Source organism: Brucella gallinifaecis (genome assembly GCF_006476605.1).
Classification (GTDB): domain Bacteria; phylum Pseudomonadota; class Alphaproteobacteria; order Rhizobiales; family Rhizobiaceae; genus Brucella; species Brucella gallinifaecis.
The window spans coordinates 429,539-449,523 of sequence record NZ_ML636800.1 but is presented as its reverse complement, the minus strand read 5'-3'; the positions used below and the strand labels follow the sequence as shown (position 1 = coordinate 449,523).

Sequence of the window (19,985 nt, the reverse complement as noted above, 5' to 3'; positions counted from 1 at the left end):
AAGGGGGCATTGCTGCCCTTTCTTTATTCGATGGTTGCAAGCTCGGCGCCAAGCCCAACGCTCTTGCCCGGCTCCGCATGCAGGCTGATCCTGCCAGCTTTGTGAGCGCTCACGCGTGTTTCCATCTTCATAGCTTCCATAATGGCAATGACTTCGCCTTCTTTAACCATTGCACCATCTTCAACCAGCCATTGCTGGAAGGTGCCGGGAATGGGTGCAGTGACAGCATCTTCTGCCGCCTGCTGTGTGATTGAAGCCGATTGCTGTGGGGCGTTGAGTCCCGAGAGGAGGGCCGCCGGTAAACCAAGCTCATGGCGTTTGCCGTCAATCTCGATAAAGCTGCGGATGACGCCACCATCGACCGGATCGATCCGTGCTGATGGTTCAACACCACGGAATTCGGTTTCGATCCAGTTGGTGAAAACCTTGAAGCCATCCTCGCCGGTAAAGTCTTTTTCCTGCATCACTGCGCGATGGAATGGAAGCACGGAGGCTATGCCTTCGATTGTGAATTCGGCCAATGCGCGGCGGGCGCGGATAAGTGCTTCCTCACGTGTGGCGCCAGTCACGATCAGTTTTGCCATCAGGGAGTCGTAGAGGCCGGGAATTTCCGATCCACTTTCCACACCGGTATCAAGACGCACACCCGGACCCGAAGGAGCGCGGAAACGTGTGATCAGGCCCGGTGTTGGCAGAAAGCCACGGCCGGGGTCTTCGGCGTTGATGCGAAACTCGAAAGCATGCCCACGCGGTGCCGGGGTATCTGTGATACTGAGTTGCTTGCCGTCCGCAATGCGCAATTGTTCGATGACGATGTCGATGCCGGTTGTTTCTTCGGTGATGGGATGCTCGACCTGAAGGCGTGTGTTGACCTCGAGAAACGAGATCGTGCCGTTTTGCGACAACAGAAATTCGACGGTTCCTGCACCGGTATAGCCCGCAGCTGCGCAGATTGCGCGCGCAGATTCATGAATGCGGGTGCGCTGCCCCTCCGTGATAAAAGGTGCGGGGGCTTCTTCAACCAGCTTCTGGTTGCGGCGTTGCAGCGAGCAATCACGTGTGCCGAGAACAACGGTGTTGCCGTGTGTGTCGGCGATAACCTGTGCCTCGATATGGCGTGGCTTTTCAAGAAACTGCTCGGCATAGCATTCGCCACGGCCAAAGGCTTCTACCGCCTCGCGAACGGCGGAATCAAACAATTCGCCGACTTCTTCCAGACGATGCGCCACCTTCATGCCGCGGCCGCCACCACCAAATGCAGCTTTGATCGCAAGCGGCAGGCCAGCTTCACGCGCAAAGGCAACGGCTTCCGCAACTGATGCCAGCGGACCGTCCGAACCCTTGACCAGTGGTGCACCGACTTTTTCGGCAATGCGGCGTGCTTCAACCTTGTCGCCCAGTGATGTGATGACTTCTGGCGATGGGCCGACCCAGATCAGACCGGCATCGATGACGGCTTGGGCAAATTCGGCACGTTCTGACAAAAAGCCATAGCCGGGGTGGACGGCATCTGCACCCGCACGCCTGGCAATATCGAGTATCTTTGCAATGTTAAGATAGGTATCTGCCGGACGACCCGCACCGAGGCCATAGGCTTCGTCTGCAAATTCGGCGTGCAGTGAATTCGCATCAGCGTCGGAATAGATTGCGACAGATGCAACACCATAATCGCGTGCTGCACGGATGATGCGGATGGCGATTTCGCCACGATTGGCAATAAGCAGCTTTTTCATCAGGCTATAACTTCTAAAGGTTCGAAGGCAGTGATCGGGTTGAAGCGGATGCGGGCACCGATGGGTATTTGGCCTGCAAGATCGAGATGATGATGTGCTACCACACCGATAACCGGATAACCGCCGGTCAGCGGGTGGTCAGCAAGAAACAGAACGGGTTGTCCTGTATGCGGCACCTGAATGGCGCCAAGGGCTGTGCCCTCTGACGGCAGCTCATCATTGATGGCGCGTTCGATTGCATTTGCGCCTGCAAGACGCATACCGACACGGCTTGATTGAGGGGTTACATCCCAATCCTGTGAGGTAAGGGTTTCAAGCCCCTGTCGGGTAAACCAGTCGGTGCGGGGCCCAAGCACGATATCGAGCGTGACGGTTTCTCCAGCACGCGGCAGGCGGCGCTGTGCGTTTTCTTTGGATGAAACCGCTAATGCAGGCCGGTTGGCAGGCGCGAGAATATCGCCTTCAACAACGGGTGAGGGGCCGATTTTGGCGAGCGTGTCGCGCGATGCAGATCCCAGAACAGGTTCGACGTCAAAGCCGCCACGCAGCGCAAGATAGCTCAACATGCCCTCTGACGGGATAGCAAGCGACAATTCATCACCAGCATTCAATGCGATTGGCTGTGCGAAACTTGCTGTGACGCTTTGGCCTTCCGGCGTATGAATGGTCAGCGGGCAGGGTGCGCCGGTCACGGCGAGGGTAACGGGGCGGTCGGTTTTGAAAGCAAAGCTGCCAAAGGAAATTTCTATAACCGCGGTGTCGTGGGGGTTGCCAACACAGTGATTTGCCTCCTGCATGGCGATGCGATCAAGAGCGCCGGATTCCGACACGCCCTGACTGGCAAGGCCCGGACGCCCCATATCCTGAAACAATACAGGACGGTCTGCGCGGGTCACAAGCAGGCCTTCGGCCTTTTGTGTATGTATCGGGGCTGCGGCCGATGGTTTCGATACGGCAATTGTTCCACCACTGGCCATGTCGCGAAAACATACGCGATCACCCGGTGCAAGCAGAGCTGCGCGTTCTCGCGTCGTGTCCCACATGGCTAGCGGCGTGGTGCCAAGCAGTTGCCAGCCACCAGGACTGTCAGACGGATAAATTCCGCCGAATTTGCCTGCCAGCGCGACTGATCCAGCCGGAATTTTGACGCGCGGGCTTTTGCGACGCGGCACATCAAATCCGGGATCGTCACAGGTCATATAGGCAAAGCCGGGAGTGAAGCCGGTGAAGGCAACTGTGTAGGTGGCTTGTGTGTGACGACGAATGACATCTTCCACCGAACAGTTGAGGAAGGCTGCGACATCACCAAGATCTTCGCCATCATAGGTAACGGGTATTTCAAACTGTTCGCCGCTGCGGGTGTTGCTGACCGAAAGATCGAGTGCAGCAATCTGGTTTGCGAGTTTGGTGTGATCCGTCAGCCAGCGATCAAAGCGCACCATGATTGTGCGTGCGCCGGGAATGATTTCACGCACGCCTTCAAGCTCTGCGCTTTGCAAGGCGTCGAACAGCGTCAGGGTTATGGGAAGGTCGGCAAGCTCGACCAGAAAGCTGTCGCTGCCAGATGGTAGAAAGCGCAAGTCTTTACTCATGATGCAGCTTTGACGAAAGGGACGAAGGGCTTGAGTTCCACGCCGCCTGCTTCCAGTCGTTCGCGTAGTTTGGCGGCGATTGCAACGGCAGCCGGGTTGTCGCCGTGAACACAGATTGACTGCGCATCAAGCGCAATATCGGTTCCATCAATTGTGGTTATGCGCTGTTCATTGACCATGCGCAGCATTCGTTCTGCAATTTCTTCAGGATCATGGATAACTGAACCTTCAAGACGGCGATTAACAAGACTGCCATCACTGTTATAAGCGCGGTCTGCAAAGGCTTCACAAACGACGTTTAGCCCTGCTTTTCTGGCCTGTTCGACGATTGGGGATCCGGCCAGTGCCATCAGCACAAGGGACGGGTCTATTGCCTTGATGCCCGTAATTACATCGGCAGCCTGCCGGGCGTCATGGGCAATGGTGTTATAAAGTGCGCCATGGGGTTTTACATAAGCAACTTTGGTTCCGGCAGCCTGCGCAAGCCCCTGTAATGCACCGATCTGGTAAATCGTATCTGCGACAAGTTCATTACTTGAAGGGTCCATATTGCGGCGGCCAAAGCCGACGAGATCGCGATAGCCGATATGTGCACCTACGGATACACCGCGTCGAGCTGCTTCATGCAGGACGCTAAGAATTCCGGCTGGATCACCTGCATGAAAGCCACAGGCAATATTGGCGCTGGTCACGATTGCCAGCATTGCCTTGTCGTCTCCCATGGGCCATGGGCCGAAGCCTTCCCCAAGGTCGCTGTTGAGATCGATAGTTGCCATGTCTCACCCCTGTTGGAATAAACGCATTACGAATTATTGTTGAATAAACTATTATCGATTGTTCAACAATATGAAATCGTATATCGTCAAGAATATGATGTGAAATGGCTGATGCGAGTCTGGCCCGCAAAGCTTTCCTGAATTGGCAGGGTTTAGAAGGATATTCATGATAAGCGAAATCTTGCCCCTTGCAGATGGCCAAATGCTGGCGACCCAGACAGCAGCCAAAATTCGGCAAATGTTGATAACCGGTGCCTTATTGCCCGGCACTAAACTATCCGAGCAGCAGATTGCGATGCAGCTTGGCATATCGCGCAACACGCTGCGCGAGGCCTTTCGTCTTCTGACCAGTCAAAGTCTGCTGACGTACATTCCTAATCGCGGCGTTTTTGTTGCTACGCCGGATGAGGCAACTGTCGTGGATATTTATCGTGTGCGGCGCGTCATTCAGAAGGGGGCTGTTCAGATGGTTGTTCCCACGCATCCTGCATTGGCACGAATGAAAGCACTTCTGACACAGACGGCTTCAGCGCAGGAAACGGGCAACTGGCGGCAGGTTGGTACTATCAATATGGAGTTTCACCGCGCCATGGTGGAGCTTTGCGACAGTCCGCGACTAAGCTCATGTTTTGAGCTGGTTCTAGCCGAGTTACGGCTTGTTTTTGCGCAGCTGGACAATACAGCTCATCTTCATGAGCCTTATATAGTGCAGAATGCGGAGCTGCTGGGTTCTCTTCAACAAGGAGATATCAAGGCTGCGGAACAACAACTTGATTCCTATCTGCTGAGTTCCGAACGCTCAGTGCTTGCTGCATTACAGCGTAAAAAATCTGATAGAGCACGTTGAGGCTGATTACAGGCAAGGCTCACAATGCAATAGGTCGCAGATTATGATCCAGTGCGAGAACCTCTGCCAGAGGCGTTCTTGCATTAAGATTGGGGGCTGATTTTCCCATTACATCGGCGGGTACGATACAAGCTGCGCGTATGGCTTCTTCGAGCGGCACGCCGACATGCTGAACCAGATTGGCAAGGCAGCCGACCATATTGATATGCGCACCTGCAAGTGACCCTGCGGCGTTAACGAGTGCACCATCACGTACCTCAATCCGCTCACCATAAAGTTCAAAATAATCCGGCCCACCGATTGTAGACATTGCATCTGAAACAAGGAACATGCGATCGCGTTTGGGTCTTGCACGCCATGCTATGCTGACCATTTCCCAAGTCACATGATGGCCGTCGACAATGATGCCAGCGAAGGCATCGCTGCCAATTGCAGTGCCCACCACGCCCGGCTCACGCGAGGTCATCGGCGGCATGGCATTGTATAGATGTGTAAAGCAACTGATGCCGGCTTGAAGTCCTGCCTGAGTTTGTTTTGCTGTGCCATTGGTATGACCGGCAGAAACAATAACACCCATATCGGCGATTCTACGGATAATGTTCTCTGTTACCATTTCTGGCGCCAGTGTCAGCATTACCGGCACATTGGCCTTGCGCAGAATTGTCAGGGCTTCAAGCGTGGTTTCATCCATCGGGCGTATGTATTCAGCGCGATGTGTGCCTTTACGGGCAGGATTAAGATGCGGACCTTCAATGTGAAGGCCAAAAAAACCATCCATGCCCTTGCATTCAACTGCCGCATTTGCAGCCTTAATGATGCGTTCTGGCTCACAGGTAATCAATGTTGGCATCACCCATCCAGTGCCGAGCTTGCGCAATGTTGAAACTATGTGCTCAATGCCATTCGCGCTGGTGTCCGAGTTGAGCATGACGCCACCTGCACCATTGACTTGCAGATCTATACAGGCTGGCATCAGAACATAGGGTGTGAGATCCGGCGTCTCGTCCGATTTGCGCGGACGCAGCCGATTGATGCCAGAGCTATTAATTTCAGCCACTATGCCGGTCTGAAGTCGCCCGTTCAGAAATACATAATCGGGAGCGGCAAGACGGCTCATTGGTTTTCTCCTGATTTATTCAATGCATAGAGTGCAGCGCCGCGTGCGCCGGAGCTGTCACCGAACTGTGCAGTCCTGATGGCGGGAATGCGTGTGGGGCCGAGTTTGCGCTTTTCAAATGCATTTGTGATAAGTTCGGCAATGCCATTCATATTGGAAAGCCCCCCGCCAAGAACGAAACAATCCGGGTCGAGAATGAGCTGCATGGTCAGAAGCGATTCCGCCATCAGATCAGCCCAGTCATCGAGAACCTGTTTTGCACTTGCATCACCATTGGATGCGCGAAATGCCAACTCCTGATTGGAGATGGTTTCATTGAGTTTGATCTTTGAAATATCAGCAAGACCAGTGCCGGAAACATAGCGTTCCATGCAACCCGTCTTGCCGCAGCCGCAGGGGATCAATGGCAGGTTCTGTTCGCATAAAATGCGTGCCGGCATACCCGTATGGCCGATTTCCAGCGCAAGACCATTATAGCGTGGCGGAATTTCGCCATTGATCACGATGCCTGCACCCATGCCGGTGCCGATAATCAGGCCAATCATCACATCGCTGCCTTGCGCAGCACCGCCATGCGCTTCCGAATAGGCGAAGGCCATACAGTCGTTCATCAGCGGAAAGTGGCGTCCGAAATGTTTGACAAGTGCTGCATTCACATCGCGCCCGGTGATTGGAATATTGGAGGCAAAACTATGGTTGGTCGCAGGGTCAATCCAGCCGGGCAAACTAATGCCGACTGGTAAATCTGGATTGCCGGCAGTCTCCAGCAACCATCTTATCTGAATTGAAAGCCCATCGATAAAGGCCGCAAAGTTGCTGATCGCAGTAGGAGCGCGCTGGGTCAGCACAGTATTCATATTTGCATCAAATAAGCGGCTCTCAATTTTTGTCCCGCCCAGATCAATGGCGCCGCAGATCATGCTGCCCTCGTGTTTCATTCTAATTATCAGTAAATCTTAACTCTGGAAATGATGTGCATCAGCTCATAATTGTCATTAAATGGGATGCCAATGCCCATATTGAGCCATTCTTTATATATTCCAAAGTTATTATGTAGAGAATTCCAATCTTAAAACACCTTAGTCGCATCAGGCATAGGTTTAACAGGATAAATCAATTGCGGTGCATTATAATACAACAAGTAAATAATAACCCTTAATGGTTAATTATGTTTGCAAAATTATGGCTGATTTACTTTTCCATAGTGCCCGGTTTCATAGGTTCAAATATTATCGCCATAGGAATAATTTTGAATGTTCTTGAAATATGTTATTATTTTCCCGTCATAAGCGATATTATTATATTTTTTTTGTTGGGCTTTATTTCGTATGTCAGTTGGTTTTTCACCGTATTTTTCCTGAAAAAGTTTTGAAAATGAGCCGTAGTCACTGAAACCTGCTTGATAAGCCAATTCTGCCAGATGCACACGCTTGCTCGATGATAAAGTCGTAAGGCGTTTGAAAGCAAGTGCCAGACGTTTGGTTCGGATAACTGTGGCAACGCCTTCATCTTCTGCAAAGATGCGGTATAAATGGGAGCGTGATATCCTGAAGCGTTTTTGAATACTTTCTGTAGATAAAGCCGGGTTTTCAATATTGCTGTCGATATAATCCAGTATTCTTTGCTTGGTAATAATATTCATCGTCGATGATTCAGACGGATTAATTTCTTTGCCATTTAACCCCAAGGCAAACATATCAATGATTGAATTCTGGATACCTTCAATCTGCATATTGTTCAGATGAGGAGAAACCTTCAGAAACCCTTGCGTGCAATTTATAAGAAAAGCTGTCAGAGGATCGTCTGATTTGAGAATGCGCCCATGAATATTACCGTTCAGGCGGCTCCTTTGCATATGAGATCGAGGAAGAACAAGGGAGATACGGGATCCGGCAGAGACTTCACTTTGAAACGTGTAGGCCATATCCGTAATTGAAATGTCACCGATGCAGGCCTGAGAGTTAAGCCCATTGAAGTCACCGCGCAAGGTTCCACTTGTAACAATCTGGATTATGTAATTGTCCAGACCAAAACTTGAAATGGAACGTTGATCGCGCACATATTTTTGTGCGTTGAATTTTGTAGTTCCCAGTACTATGTCGCCGAGCTGTTTGGCGGAAATTTCCCCAAAAAGAGGTTCTGAACTTTTACCGGGTTCTATAATTGTTTCAAACGCAGGACGAGTTACTCCACGCCAATAGTCATTTTTATGACGATCTTCGATCAGGTCAGTGGATAGATTAATCGTATTTAACAATATTTACCCTCTTCATCTCTTTGCCCAAATGAATTGATGAAAATTGAAGGCGAATTTTTGCTGCCTTTAAATACGTTTCTGATTATTTATTTGCAATAAAATTATATTTTTGAAACCTACTCTTTTATATGGATCAGTGCAATTGCTATTTATATACAAGCATTTGCCAATGAATGGGATTTCGCCTTCGGCGGCGCTATGATAAATGCTCAGGCAATTATGGAGAATTGCATTGAAGATTTTTATTTTTGGCAGTGTAAATGTCGATGTGAGTGCGAGAATGGCGACATTGCCGCGCCCCGGACAGACAATCAATGCCCAAGGCTATGGCATCGGTCTTGGTGGCAAAGGTGCCAATCAGGCCGTAGCCGTATCGAAACTTGGTGGCGATGTTCGTTTTGTCGGAGCCGTCGGCAATGATCCATTTGGCGAAATGGCTGTAAGGGAAATGCAGCGGTTTGGTTTGAATGCGGGTAGCGTTAAGGTGATCGAGGGTGCCGATACCGGCATGGCGATCATTCAGGTAGAAGAAGCCGGGCAGAACACAATTGTTGTGTGTGCCGGTGCCAATGCAAGCTGGTCTGCTTCCGATATCGACACTTATGCATTTGATATTGCAAAGGCCAAAATCACGCTGTTGCAGCGCGAAGTTCCGCACGAAGCCAATCTTGCTGTTGCTAAAGCTGTTAAAGCGGCTGGCGGCACTGTTCTGCTTGATCCGGCACCTGTAGGGAATGCAAGCCTTATGGCCGATCTGATTTCATTGAGCGAAATCATTTCGCCAAACGAAACAGAAGCGGCTGAGATCACCGGCATTGAACCGACCGATCTTGCATCGGCAGAAGCCGCAGCACGTAAGCTGCTCGAACGTGGCCCGAAGATTGTCATCGTGAAGCTTGGCGGACGCGGTTCACTGCTGGTAACTGCCGATGAGGTTAAGCATTTTGAACCGTTCAAGGTGAAAGTGGTTGATACAGTTGCTGCCGGTGACAGTTTTAATGGTGGGTTTGCCGTTGCTTACTCACAGGGTCAGTCTTTGCATGATTGTGTGCGTTTCGCATCGGCTGCGGGGGCAATTGCTGTGACACGTGTGGGTGCGGGTTCAGCTGCTCCAACGGCTGCAGAAGTGGATGAAATTCTGAAAACCGCATCTTTGAATTAAGCTTGATAAGGGAAGAGGTCGAGGCTGGATATAATATTCAGCTTCTGCCAGACGAAAGTTACGGATATTTTCTCCCCCATTGCGGCACTCTTACGTTTTGTAAGTTTGCAGATCATCAAGTCATTTCGATGTTCCCAGACTGCGGTCTCTGACGGGCCTGCATTGTCGGAAAGACTTGAAAATGAATCATATTTTTTTGCTTTTTCTTTCCGCTTCCGTATTTGAACAGAACATTCAGGTTAAATAAAATAGCCAAACTGCGATAATAATTCGCAGCAAAACCAAGAAAATAACATTGGTGATTGCATTTTTTGCACTTTCGTTGAAAATATCGGGAGGGGAGAGTTTCATGCTGGAAAATGCTTTGGTGTTTGATGCGCAAGGACAGCCGCTCCTCAACGGAAAGCTGAACGCATCCCGGGATTGGGCCGAGGTTAATGCGTTTTGCAACAGAGTATATATGCCGCTTATAGCGCGCCCGCTCATCAATGGAGCGGATCCAAACGCTACATTGCGTACACTTTCGATTGGCCGAATTATTCTCAGCCGTTTTTGCTTCGGTGTGCCTACAAAAGCCGATGAATTTGATCCATCCTCTGGCAATATAATTGTTGTAAATACTATGCGCGGAAGTGTCCGTCATCCAGTTGTTGATGGTAAAAGTATCGATACGCAGCCCGGTGACAGTTATGTGGTTGATTGCAGTCGAACAGATTATTGGAACGTCGCCGATGGCAATGACTTGCAATTTAATCTGACGATCCCTCACCGTTTGATGGAGGAGACCGCCCAGCGATGGTACGGCTTTGTTCCTGAAGATGATTTGTGGAAGAAACGCCTTCTGTTTGGCCGGGGGCATTCTGCCTGGTTGTCACTGGTGGATTATGCAGCCCGATCTGTTGATGCTCGCAACGACCGTATTGCCAGTCCGCTGATGGAAAAACGCATTGAGGAAACATTGTGTCTGGAGTTGTTGCGTAGCTGGGCGGAGTATTCTGGTCTCAATCTCGAAACGGGTGCCCGGGGTGCCGCTCCAAAATATGTACGCGAAGCTGAACGGCTGATGGAGGAACGGGCGGAGGAGGGGCTGACGGTTATTGAAATTGCGGCAGAGGTTGGGATTTCTGCGCGCAGTCTTTCTGACGGGTTTAAACGTTTCCGTGGTATTACTCCGCATGATTACCTGACTGCACGCCGTCTTGATGGATTGCGAAAGGCGTTGCAAGAAGCGCCTCCCGGCGAAACGGTTTCTTCAATCGGGCTTGCGCGTGGCTATGTGAATCACACGGCTATGGCTGCCAGCTACCGTAAGCGCTTTGGTGAAAGCCCTTACCAAACGCTTAGAAACCGTTCGGCCAAAGGGCTGTGATTCTGACTTGCAGCATCCTTTGATGTTCCATTTCGGCGACCTATTTACAGCAGACGGACCTTGTGTCGCTAATGCTTCTGTTTTCAACTATCAGCTTCCGTAATTGAGTAAAATCGGATCAGCATAGTTCAGTTTCATTATCTATGGTGCTGTACGTGTCGTTTCACACTCAACCATCCAGATAGAAGGCCGGTTTGTGTAATCTTTGTAACATCATGCTGAGGGGACTACCCTCAGGGGAGGATCTGATGAAAGCGCTTGTCTATAATGGACCCGGCAAAAAAGACTGGGTTGAAAAACCCAAACCGGTTGTTCAAGAGCCGACCGACGTTATCGTAAAAATCACGAAGACAACTATCTGCGGCAGTGACCTGCACATTCTCAAGGGCCATGTACCGACTGTTGTTGAAGGGCGTACGCTGGGCCATGAAGGTGTAGGCGTTGTAGAAGAAGTCGGCAGTGCTATACGCAACTTCAAAAAGGGCGATTCCGTCCTGATTTCTTGCATCACGTCCTGTGGTTCCTGCCCTAATTGTAAACGGCAGCTCTATTCCCACTGTGATGATGGCGGCTGGCAGCTTGGTCATACGATTGATGGCACACAGGCCGAATTTGTTCGCATTCGTCATGGTGACAATTCGCTTTATTCGGTCCCGGCTGGTGCTGATGAAGAAGCATTGGTTATGCTCTCCGACATTCTGCCTACCGGATTGGAAATCGGCGTGCAGGCTGGTGGCGTAAAACCAGGTGATTTTATAGCCATTGTTGGTGCAGGGCCAGTGGGCATGTCTGCGCTTTTGACGGCGCAGTTTTATTCGCCGGGCAGGATTGTCATGATCGACATGGATCCTGCGCGTCTGGCACTCGCACGCCAGTTCGGCGCGACTGATACTATTCAGGTTGGCGCGGAAGATGCCGTCGCACAAACCATGGCGCTGACAGGTGGACGTGGTGTCGATGTGGCAATTGAAGCTGTGGGCGTACCTGCAACCTTTGATGTTTGCCAGAACATTGTTTCGGCAGGCGGCAAGATTGCGAATGTCGGCGTGCATGGTAAGCCGGTTGAACTGAGCATAGAAAATCTCTGGATCAAGAACATCAATATATCGATGGGGCTGGTTAACACCAACACGACGCCAATGCTCTTGAAGACAGTGGAGTCTGGCAAGTTTGACCCTAGCAAGCTGATAACCCATCGGTTCGCACTTGATAACATCCTTGATGCATATGAAGTGTTCGGTAATGCTGCGCGTGAAAAGGCTATGAAAGTCATTCTCGCGGCTTGAAGCTAGAGCACATCCCGAAAAGTGGGAAGCCAATTTAGGAACCAGATGTGCGAAACTGCAAATAGATAGAGCATTTCTACTGATTTAATTTAATCTGGAAATGCTCTGGCTGGATTATTAGCCCTTATTGAAGTAACCGTCGACATTCGTCATGCCGACGGTTTTTTTGACGAAAATGATGCGGTAGAATAATTCAGAACATTTGGTTGCAGTCAGGAAATGCTCATTTTTCATAAATGCAGCCTTTAAAATTCCGTATTCATCCCGCCCGGCAAAAGTGAAGCCGCTTTTTCAATCATTGCGGGATTGTGATCTGTGTCCTCACAAAAGCGCAATAAGGTTGGTTCGTGGCTCAAATAGAACTGAAGTACGCCTGTGAGAAAGCCTGGTTCTTGTGCAGCAGAACGGATTGAAGATATTTCAATGCCTGTTAAAGCGAGAAAACGTTGTAAAAGATCTTTGTCCTGCGCCAGCCACACGAGTGCCTCCACTGCGAGAGTTTCTGCTTCTGCCGCATTCATGACCATTTTCATGTATTTTTCTCCAGTTTAAGCTCTGTGCATGCTTGAATACTCGATTCATGCAGGCTTGCAGTATAGGCCGAATTTTATGCGAATTTAGACCGCATCCCGAAAAGTGGGAAGCCAATTTCGGAACAAGAAGTGCTTCAATACAAATAGATAGAGCATTTCTGGTGATTCAACTTAATCCGGAAATACTCCAGTATTCGGGTAAAATGACTATAATGCGAGATTTTGAGGAATATTTGCTATTCGTCAATCAAATGCGCTTAAATTGCCGAATATCCATAGGGGCATAATGGGCAAAACAAGCCTTCCATGCGGCAAAAAATCAAGGCCAGGGAATATTCGATGACCAAAACTGTAATGATCGTCGAGGACAACGAACTGAACATGAAGTTGTTTCGCGATCTGATCGAAGCCAGTGGATATGAAACCATCAGGACGAGAAATGGCCTTGAGGCACTTGATCTTGCCCGTGAACATCGCCCTGATCTGATTTTAATGGATATTCAATTGCCTGAAGTCTCCGGTCTGGAAGTCACAAAATGGCTTAAGGATGATGAAGAACTCAAGCATATTCCGGTTATCGCAGTCACAGCATTCGCGATGAAGGGGGATGAAGAGCGCATCCGGCAGGGCGGTTGCGAAGCTTATATATCGAAGCCCATTTCTGTTCCGCGATTAATTGAGACAATAAAATCTTATCTCGGTGATGCCTGATTATTTCTAGCGAAAAGCAATGCACGTTATAAGGTTTTAGGGGGCAGGACATTATGACGGCACGAATTCTTGTCGTGGATGGGGTGGAATCAAACGCAAAACTGCTCGAAGCTTTGCTTTTGCGTGAGTATTACGAGGTTGTTACAGCTTCCAATGGAGCTGAGGCAATTGAAATCTGCCTTGGTGGCCAGATTGATATTGTTATTCTCGATGTAGTTTTACCGGACCTGGAAGGCTACGAGGTTTGTCGCCGGCTTAAAGATGATCCCCGTACGACCAATATTCCAATTGTGTTTCTGACAGCTCTTAGTGGGGCGGCAAATAAAATCAGCGGGCTTGAAGCCGGGGCTGACGACTTCATGACCAGGCCGGTGAATGATCTTCAATTGCTTTCCCGTGTCAAAAGCCTTGCTCGCCTTAAAATGGTTTCTGATGAGTTGTTTCAACGAACCGGTACGGTTGCTGATACGGAAGTTGAAGCATTGTTGGCTACCAAACTTTCAGGTCGTTTTGGCGGCGGAGAAGACGCAGCGCGTCTTCTCATTGTCGACGAAAATGAAATTGCCGGCGTAAGACTACGGATGATTCTGGGCGAAGATTATTTCGTTGATGTCGCGCATAATGCCAATGATGCTCTCATCAAGGCGATTGAAAATGATTATGACAGCATCATTGTTTCAGCAGATTTTACTTATTACGATCCGCTTCGTTTGTGTTCACAGATACGTACGATTGAGCGAACGAGGCTGGTCCCGATCATACTGATCGTTAATGAAGACGAAGGTTCCCTTGTTGTGCGTGCCCTTGAGCTGGGGGTGAATGATTATGTCATGCGGCCACTGGAGAAGCTTGAGCTTTATGCACGGCTACGCACCCAGATCAGGCGTAAGTGCTATAATGATCTGTTGCGCCACAGTATGCATCGTACAATCACCATGGCGGTCACAGACAGCCTCACAGGGCTGCATAATCGACGTTACCTGGATACTCACATGCCTGTGCTTCTGTCGCGTGCGACAGGCCGCGAGAGGCCGCTATCGGTTATTATGATTGACTTCGACCATTTCAAACGCATCAATGATCAATATGGTCATGATGGTGGTGATGATGTGCTGCGTGAGTTTGCGGCACGGTTGCGCAAAAAGATTCGCGGTATGGATGTCATGTGCCGTTATGGTGGCGAAGAGTTTGCCGTTGTGCTGCCCGATACTGATCTGGCAGCGGCTGCGGCCGTGGCTGAACGCATTCGCGAAGCCGTAATAGAACAGCCATTTCTGCTCTCTGCCGGTAAGCATCAGGTCGATATGACAATCAGCATTGGCATTGCTTCGATGCGGCTGATGGGGGGCGATACGATGGAAGCACTTTTCGCTCGCACAGATGCAGCTCTTTATGAGGCAAAGAAAAAAGGCCGCAATCGGATTGTTTTGTCAGCAGCCTGAACATTTGGAATTCATAAAAAAAGCCGTCTCATAAGAGACGGCTTTTGGGATTTTTGCCAATCAATCTGGCAGCAGAAACGAATTACTTAATCTTCGTTTCTTTGAACTCGACGTGCTTGCGCGCAATCGGGTCATATTTGGTTTTTGTCATCTTGTCCGTCATCGTGCGGCTGTTCTTCTTCGTTACGTAGAAGAAGCCGGTGTCAGCGGTCGACAAAAGCTTGATCTTGATGGTCGTAGCCTTGGCCATATCGAAATACCTGCTCTTTCATGATTAAACCGCTGCGAGTCTCACCAATTGGCTAGAAGCGGAAATTCGGCGCGACACTACGGATTAAGGGCGAAAAGTCAACCCTGCTTCTTCCTTTGAATAAGCCTAATCGCAGCAAAGAGTGCAAAAGCTGCAAAAAATACCCCCAGTGTGAGCGGGAAACCTTTTGGTCCTGCTATATCCATGCCAACTCCGACTGCCTGCGGGCCTGCCAACATGCCAATGGCATAGCAGAAGATGAAAGCAGCATTGGCGGATGCCAGTTCGCGTCCGGTCAGTTTTGAACCAAGATGGGCAAGGCCAACTGTGTAAAGGCCTGCAACAACACCACCCCAAAGGAACAGCACAGCCGCCATCATATACCAGTTTTCCATGAGGTATGGCAGGGCGATCATACCGGCCAGACCCGTGACAGCGCAGAACAGCAGAAGCTTGCGGCGGTCTGAAATTTTGTCGCTGATGATTCCAAGCGGTATTTGCATTAAAACATTGCCAAGACCGATCATGGTCAGCAGAAGCGCTGCATCACCTTCATCATAGCCGACCCGTGCGCCGAATACCGGAAACAGGGCGAAGCCGCCGGTTTCAACCGCACCAAAAACGAAAACTGCCATTGTTGCGGTCGGTACTGCAAAAATGAAAGGCAGGAAGGGAACATGTTCCCCTTCCTCAAAATCCGGGCTGTCGCGCCATGCAATCAATACCGGAATGATTGCAATGAGGATGATTGCGAATCCAACATAAAATGGCAGGCCGCCAGCACTGCCGATTTTTGAAAACAGCCATGGTCCAAGTGCAAAGCCAAGTGATAGCGATGTTGCGTAGATACCGAGTACGAGGCCGCGTTTTTCTGGAGGGGCGGACGCATTAATCCAGTATTCGGACAGAACGAAAAGCGCAGTCAGCGCAAAGTGAAGAACGATTCGCAATGCAAACCACGCCCAGAGTGGCTGGAAAAAATGAAAACCAAGAAATGCGACACTGCCAATCAGCAGCATCAGGACAATAGCTTTGGCCACACCAAGGCGAGCGGCGATTGGTGCTGCAAGCGGTGCTGCAGCGATTGAAGCAAGGCCTGCCACGGCTGTATTGGCACCAATCATACTGGCTGAATAGCCACGGCTTTCCAGCAGAACGCTGAGGAGCGGAATACCAAGCCCTATAGCCGCACCCATAGCGCTGATCGTAGCGATTGCTGCGGCAAGAGAACGCCACTGTAAATTGTTTTCGCCAGGACCGTTGTCGGGCTGCTGCGATGCGAGGCCAGCGGGATGGATTTCTGTATTCATGGGATCAGATCACTTCGCGAACAAAGCGGCCATGCCGCTTGCTATATTGCACTACCGGAATATTTGGTGGCAAATCGTGCCGGAGGTCCGTCAGTAGCATTTGTGCTTCTTTCAGAATAGTCTGAGTAATACGGGCGACATCAAGTTTATCAACTTCATCTATGGCAACCCAATCCAGATCCTGAAGTTCTCCACTGGGAACAAGCCTCTGACTGGCCAGCTCTGGCATGCTGTCACGAAAAGCAATGAAGAAACGTGTATCAAAGCGACGGATATTTCCCGGTGGGGTGATGGCACGTGCAAAATAGCGCAATGCACTGAGCGCCGGCAATGCTCCCCCATCCAGAAACTCTATCCAATTCTTATTTGCAGAATAATTGATACCCTTTGATGACAAGTTGCGGGTTGCAGCGACGCGTGCAAATTTCAGCCCTGTTTCCTCAAATGTTTCGCGGATTGCGCATAATCCCAGTGCCCGCGCCCGTCGTTGCGAGGCCCGCGATCCCATGCCGTTTACCAGCTTAATCGTGTCCTCGGCGCTTAACTCTGTTGCAGCTTTTATATTGCCATCATTGGAATCTGCCCGGCCTCCGGGGAAGACATATTTCCCGGGCATAAAAGCCAGAGAAGGATGGCGGCGGCCCATCAGGATACGTGGAACATGTTCACTACGATCAATGAGAAGAAGTGACGCTGCATCGCGTGGGCGAAGCGGCATTCCGGTCATATGAGAAGGAGCATGGGCAGGAAACGTCACGGGGGAAATCCCTGTCAGGTGACGTCGCCGTATTCGCCTTCACCTTTTGCGCCAAAACCATGCATGAACAAGGCCCATTGCAGGCCAATGGTTGCGCCCTTGATCGGTTGCAGCAGCGCCAGCGACATCAGCACAATCATCGGTCCCCAAATGGCCATATGTGCCCAAAGTGGCAGATTTGTTGTTGCTTCGACACCCATAAAGGCACCGACCACGATATGACCGACAATAAGGATTGTCAGATAGGCCGGAAGGTCATCGGCACGTTGCTCCGTGTAGTCTTCGCCACAGATGGAGCAATGATCAACGGGTTTCACAAAAGCACGAAACAGCTTGCCTTCACCACAATGCGGACAGCGGGATTTAAACCCGCGCCACATGGCTTGTCCGAGATTGCGGGTGGGCCGTGCTGTTTTCTGACTATTGTCTCCAAAAGCCTGGAGCTGACTATTTGTGGAATTGGCCTCTAGCGTGTTCATCTGCGACCTTTTCTTGTTGAGCGCGAAACACCTGCCGGCTTTCCTCTGCGCCCGCGCATGCCCTTGCTTGCCTTATGATGCGAACGCGTCGACATCGGCAGGGAATGCGGTTCTGAAACCATCTCAAAGCGAAGCGCACCTGCCACAGGAAGCGCTTCCACCAATTTAACCGTTACATTGTCGCCCAGCCGGAAGCCTTTTCCGCTTCTTTCGCCAGCGAGTGCATGGTTTGCTTCATCATAAAGATAGTATTCATCACCCAAAGTTGAAATGGGCACAAGCCCGTCCGCGCCATATGTCGCAAGGGAAACGAACAGACCTGCCTTGGTCACGCCGGTAATGCGGCCTTCATATTCATCGCCAAGATGTGCAGCGAGGAAATGTGCGATCAGACGATCAACCGTTTCGCGTTCGGCCAGCATGGCGCGTCGCTCGGTTGCAGAGATCAGCGCTGCGATTTCTTCAAGCTGTGCTTCTTCGTCCGTGCTCAGCCCGTCTTTACCAAGGTTGAGAGCCTTGATCAGGGCACGATGAACGATCAGATCGGCATAGCGGCGGATTGGCGAGGTGAAATGGGCATATTTGCGCAAATGCAGACCAAAATGGCCGATATTGTCAGGACTGTAGATCGCTTGGCTTTGCGTGCGCAGAACGACCTGATTGACCAGTTCCTGATGGTCTGTGCCCTTAACAGACTCCAGTATCCGGTTGAACTGTCCGGGTCTGAGCTCCGCGCCTTTTGCAAGACTTATATCGAGTGTACGCAAAAATTCGCGCAGCGCTTCCTGTTTGGCGAGTGCAGGCGTGTCATGAATACGGAAAATCAGCGGCTGGCGGTGCGCTTCAAGCACTTCGGCTGCCGCTACATTGGCCTGAATCATAAATTCTTCAATGAGCTTATGCGCATCCAGTCGTTCCGGTACGATCACTTTGTCGACCTTGCCATCGGGACCAAGCAGGATTTTCTTTTCCGGCAGGTCCAGTTCAAGCGGTTCGCGCGCATCCCGACCACGCTTGAGAGCGCCATATGCAGCCCAAAGCGGTTTGAGAATCGTATCCAGAATCGGAGCGGTTTTTTCGTCTGTTGCCCCGTCAATTGCCGCCTGTGCCTGCTGGTATGAAAGCTTGGCTGCCGAACGCATCATAATACGGTGAAATTTATGCGCCTTCTTATGTCCATTGGCATCGAACACCATGCGCACAGCCAGTGCAGGGCGATCTTCCAGTTCACGCAGCGAACACAGATCATTGGAAATGCGCTCTGGCAGCATTGGCACAACCCGGTCCGGGAAATAAACCGAATTGCCGCGCTTTAATGCTTCGCGATCAAGCGGGGAGTTGGTGCGCACATAGGCGCTCACATCGGCGATCGCAACGACAACGATATGTCCGCCAACATTCTTCGGATCCGTATCCGGCTCTGCATAAACCGCGTCATCGTGATCCTTGGCATCGGCCGGATCAATCGTCAGAAGCGGCATTGTGCGCCAGTCTTCACGGCCATCCAGTGTTGCAGCTTTTGCTGATTCTGCTTCGCGGATGACATCATCGGGGAAAACATGCGGGATTTCATGCTCGTGAATGGCAATCATGGACAGCGCTTTTTCACTGTCGATAGAGCCTACAACCTGACGGACCTTGCCGCTTGGCAGTCCGTAGCGTCGCGAAGACGTCAGTTCGACCTCAACCAGATCACCGCTTTTTGCATTTCCGAGTGATTGCGGATCAAGCTGCACTTCCGGTTGCTTGCGATTGACCGGCTCCAGCCTCCATTCATCATTCCCAAGTTTGCGCAATACGCCAAGCACGGCATTGCTGCTGTGATCAACAACCTTGATCACACGAGCCGAATATTCTGGGCCATCATTATCCTTGTTGCGGAAAATTTTGGCCAGCACCCGGTCGCCAACGCCGACTGCCGGTCCATCGGATGATTTGTTGAGGCGGGTACGGCGGATTGCAACAACCGGTGGGTGACCGAAATTTTCTTCATCCCACTCGGTTGGACGTGCAAGCAGACCGCCATCCGTGTCACGACCAGTAATATTGAGCACTGCGATAGGCGGAAGCGCACCTGGACGCGACAGACGGCGGGCACGTTTTTCAAGCAAGCCTTCGTCGCTTAATTCACGTAACAGGTCTTTGAGATAGACGCGTGCGTCACCTTTGATATTGAAAGCTTTGGCCAGTTCGCGTTTACCGGCGCGGTCCGGGTTCTCTTGGATGAATTTGAGAACCTCGTCGCGCGTCGGCAGAAAAGCAACCGGATCATTAGACAGAGCGGCTTCTGATTTTGCTTTAGCAGCACGTCGTTCGGTTCTGGCTGACCGTCCGGTATCGGGTTTGGGAAAACGACGTGCCAAT

Annotated in this window: 18 protein-coding genes; 6 read left to right on the top strand and 12 right to left on the bottom strand. The window is 50.7% G+C overall.

Going from position 1 to position 19,985, the window contains the following annotated elements:
- Nucleotides 1–23: 23 nt before the first annotated feature.
- From FHY56_RS01980 to FHY56_RS01970, 3 genes are read right to left on the bottom strand one after another with little or no spacing between them, the layout of a single operon-like run.
- Nucleotides 24–1,733, bottom strand: coding sequence for an acetyl/propionyl/methylcrotonyl-CoA carboxylase subunit alpha (locus FHY56_RS01980; RefSeq protein ID WP_140903485.1), 1,710 nt, complete (start codon nt 1,731–1,733; stop codon nt 24–26).
- Nucleotides 1,733–3,325 (bottom strand): 5-oxoprolinase subunit B/C family protein, encoded by a 1,593-nt coding sequence (locus FHY56_RS01975; protein WP_140903484.1) that lies wholly within the window; start codon nt 3,323–3,325, stop codon nt 1,733–1,735. Before FHY56_RS01975 ends, FHY56_RS01980 begins: the two co-directional genes overlap by 1 nt.
- The gene (locus FHY56_RS01970; protein WP_140903483.1) at nt 3,322–4,101 is read right to left on the bottom strand and encodes a LamB/YcsF family protein; all 780 of its coding nucleotides are present in this window, start codon (nt 4,099–4,101) and stop codon (nt 3,322–3,324) included. Before FHY56_RS01970 ends, FHY56_RS01975 begins: the two co-directional genes overlap by 4 nt.
- Before the next feature lie 166 nt (nt 4,102–4,267).
- Here FHY56_RS01970 and FHY56_RS01965 point away from each other — a divergent pair, with 166 nt between their 5' ends.
- Nucleotides 4,268–4,948, top strand: a complete 681-nt coding sequence (locus FHY56_RS01965; protein ID WP_140903482.1) for a GntR family transcriptional regulator — start codon at nt 4,268–4,270, stop codon at nt 4,946–4,948.
- Nucleotides 4,949–4,967: 19 nt separating this feature from the next.
- Here FHY56_RS01965 and nagA read toward each other — a convergent pair whose 3' ends face one another.
- From nagA to FHY56_RS01950, 3 genes are all read right to left on the bottom strand, one after another.
- Entirely contained in the window at nt 4,968–6,065 is a 1,098-nt protein-coding gene (nagA, locus tag FHY56_RS01960; RefSeq protein ID WP_140903481.1) for an N-acetylglucosamine-6-phosphate deacetylase, read from the bottom strand.
- Complete coding sequence (locus tag FHY56_RS01955) at nt 6,062–7,003, bottom strand: ROK family protein (protein ID WP_140903480.1); 942 nt, start codon at nt 7,001–7,003, stop codon at nt 6,062–6,064. The genes nagA and FHY56_RS01955 overlap by 4 nt, the downstream gene beginning before the upstream one ends.
- 284 nt (nt 7,004–7,287) lie before the next feature.
- Nucleotides 7,288–8,322, bottom strand: coding sequence for a helix-turn-helix domain-containing protein (locus tag FHY56_RS01950; protein WP_140903479.1), 1,035 nt, complete (start codon nt 8,320–8,322; stop codon nt 7,288–7,290).
- Between the two features lie 205 nt (nt 8,323–8,527).
- Here FHY56_RS01950 and rbsK point away from each other — a divergent pair, with 205 nt between their 5' ends.
- The 3 genes from rbsK to FHY56_RS01935 all read left to right on the top strand — a co-directional run bounded on the left by rbsK (nt 8,528) and on the right by FHY56_RS01935 (nt 12,139).
- Nucleotides 8,528–9,484 carry a ribokinase gene (rbsK, locus tag FHY56_RS01945; protein ID WP_140903478.1) on the top strand — a complete coding sequence of 319 codons (957 nt, stop codon included), beginning with the start codon at nt 8,528–8,530 and terminating at the stop codon, nt 9,482–9,484.
- A gap of 349 nt (nt 9,485–9,833) precedes the next feature.
- Nucleotides 9,834–10,853: an AraC family transcriptional regulator gene (locus tag FHY56_RS01940; protein ID WP_140903477.1), complete on the top strand. Its 1,020-nt coding sequence runs from the start codon at nt 9,834–9,836 to the stop codon at nt 10,851–10,853.
- Nucleotides 10,854–11,101: 248 nt separating this feature from the next.
- Entirely contained in the window at nt 11,102–12,139 is a 1,038-nt protein-coding gene (locus FHY56_RS01935; protein ID WP_140903476.1) for a zinc-dependent alcohol dehydrogenase family protein, read from the top strand.
- 245 nt (nt 12,140–12,384) lie between these two features.
- Here FHY56_RS01935 and FHY56_RS01930 read toward each other — a convergent pair whose 3' ends face one another.
- Nucleotides 12,385–12,672 (bottom strand): DUF3572 domain-containing protein, encoded by a 288-nt coding sequence (locus tag FHY56_RS01930; protein WP_140903475.1) that lies wholly within the window; start codon nt 12,670–12,672, stop codon nt 12,385–12,387.
- 339 nt (nt 12,673–13,011) lie between these two features.
- Between FHY56_RS01930 and FHY56_RS01925 the strand changes: the two genes are divergently transcribed.
- Together FHY56_RS01925 and FHY56_RS01920 are read left to right on the top strand one after the other, a co-directional pair.
- Nucleotides 13,012–13,383: a response regulator gene (locus FHY56_RS01925; RefSeq protein WP_140903474.1), complete on the top strand. Its 372-nt coding sequence runs from the start codon at nt 13,012–13,014 to the stop codon at nt 13,381–13,383.
- Between the two features lie 53 nt (nt 13,384–13,436).
- The gene (locus FHY56_RS01920; protein ID WP_140903473.1) at nt 13,437–14,825 is read left to right on the top strand and encodes a PleD family two-component system response regulator; all 1,389 of its coding nucleotides are present in this window, start codon (nt 13,437–13,439) and stop codon (nt 14,823–14,825) included.
- 82 nt (nt 14,826–14,907) lie between these two features.
- Here the strand turns inward: FHY56_RS01920 and rpmG are convergent, their stop codons facing one another.
- From rpmG to rnr, 5 genes are all read right to left on the bottom strand, one after another.
- Nucleotides 14,908–15,075, bottom strand: coding sequence for a 50S ribosomal protein L33 (gene rpmG / locus FHY56_RS01915; RefSeq protein WP_140903472.1), 168 nt, complete (start codon nt 15,073–15,075; stop codon nt 14,908–14,910).
- Between the two features lie 98 nt (nt 15,076–15,173).
- Nucleotides 15,174–16,271 (bottom strand): MFS transporter, encoded by a 1,098-nt coding sequence (locus FHY56_RS01910; RefSeq protein ID WP_140903553.1) that lies wholly within the window; start codon nt 16,269–16,271, stop codon nt 15,174–15,176.
- A gap of 118 nt (nt 16,272–16,389) precedes the next feature.
- Nucleotides 16,390–17,112: an NUDIX hydrolase gene (locus tag FHY56_RS01905; RefSeq protein WP_140903554.1), complete on the bottom strand. Its 723-nt coding sequence runs from the start codon at nt 17,110–17,112 to the stop codon at nt 16,390–16,392.
- 44 nt (nt 17,113–17,156) lie between these two features.
- The gene (locus FHY56_RS01900) at nt 17,157–17,621 is read right to left on the bottom strand and encodes a DUF983 domain-containing protein (RefSeq protein WP_140903471.1); all 465 of its coding nucleotides are present in this window, start codon (nt 17,619–17,621) and stop codon (nt 17,157–17,159) included.
- Nucleotides 17,618–19,984 (bottom strand): ribonuclease R, encoded by a 2,367-nt coding sequence (gene rnr, locus FHY56_RS01895; protein ID WP_140903470.1) that lies wholly within the window; start codon nt 19,982–19,984, stop codon nt 17,618–17,620. The genes FHY56_RS01900 and rnr overlap by 4 nt, the downstream gene beginning before the upstream one ends.
- Nucleotide 19,985: the final 1 nt, after the last annotated feature.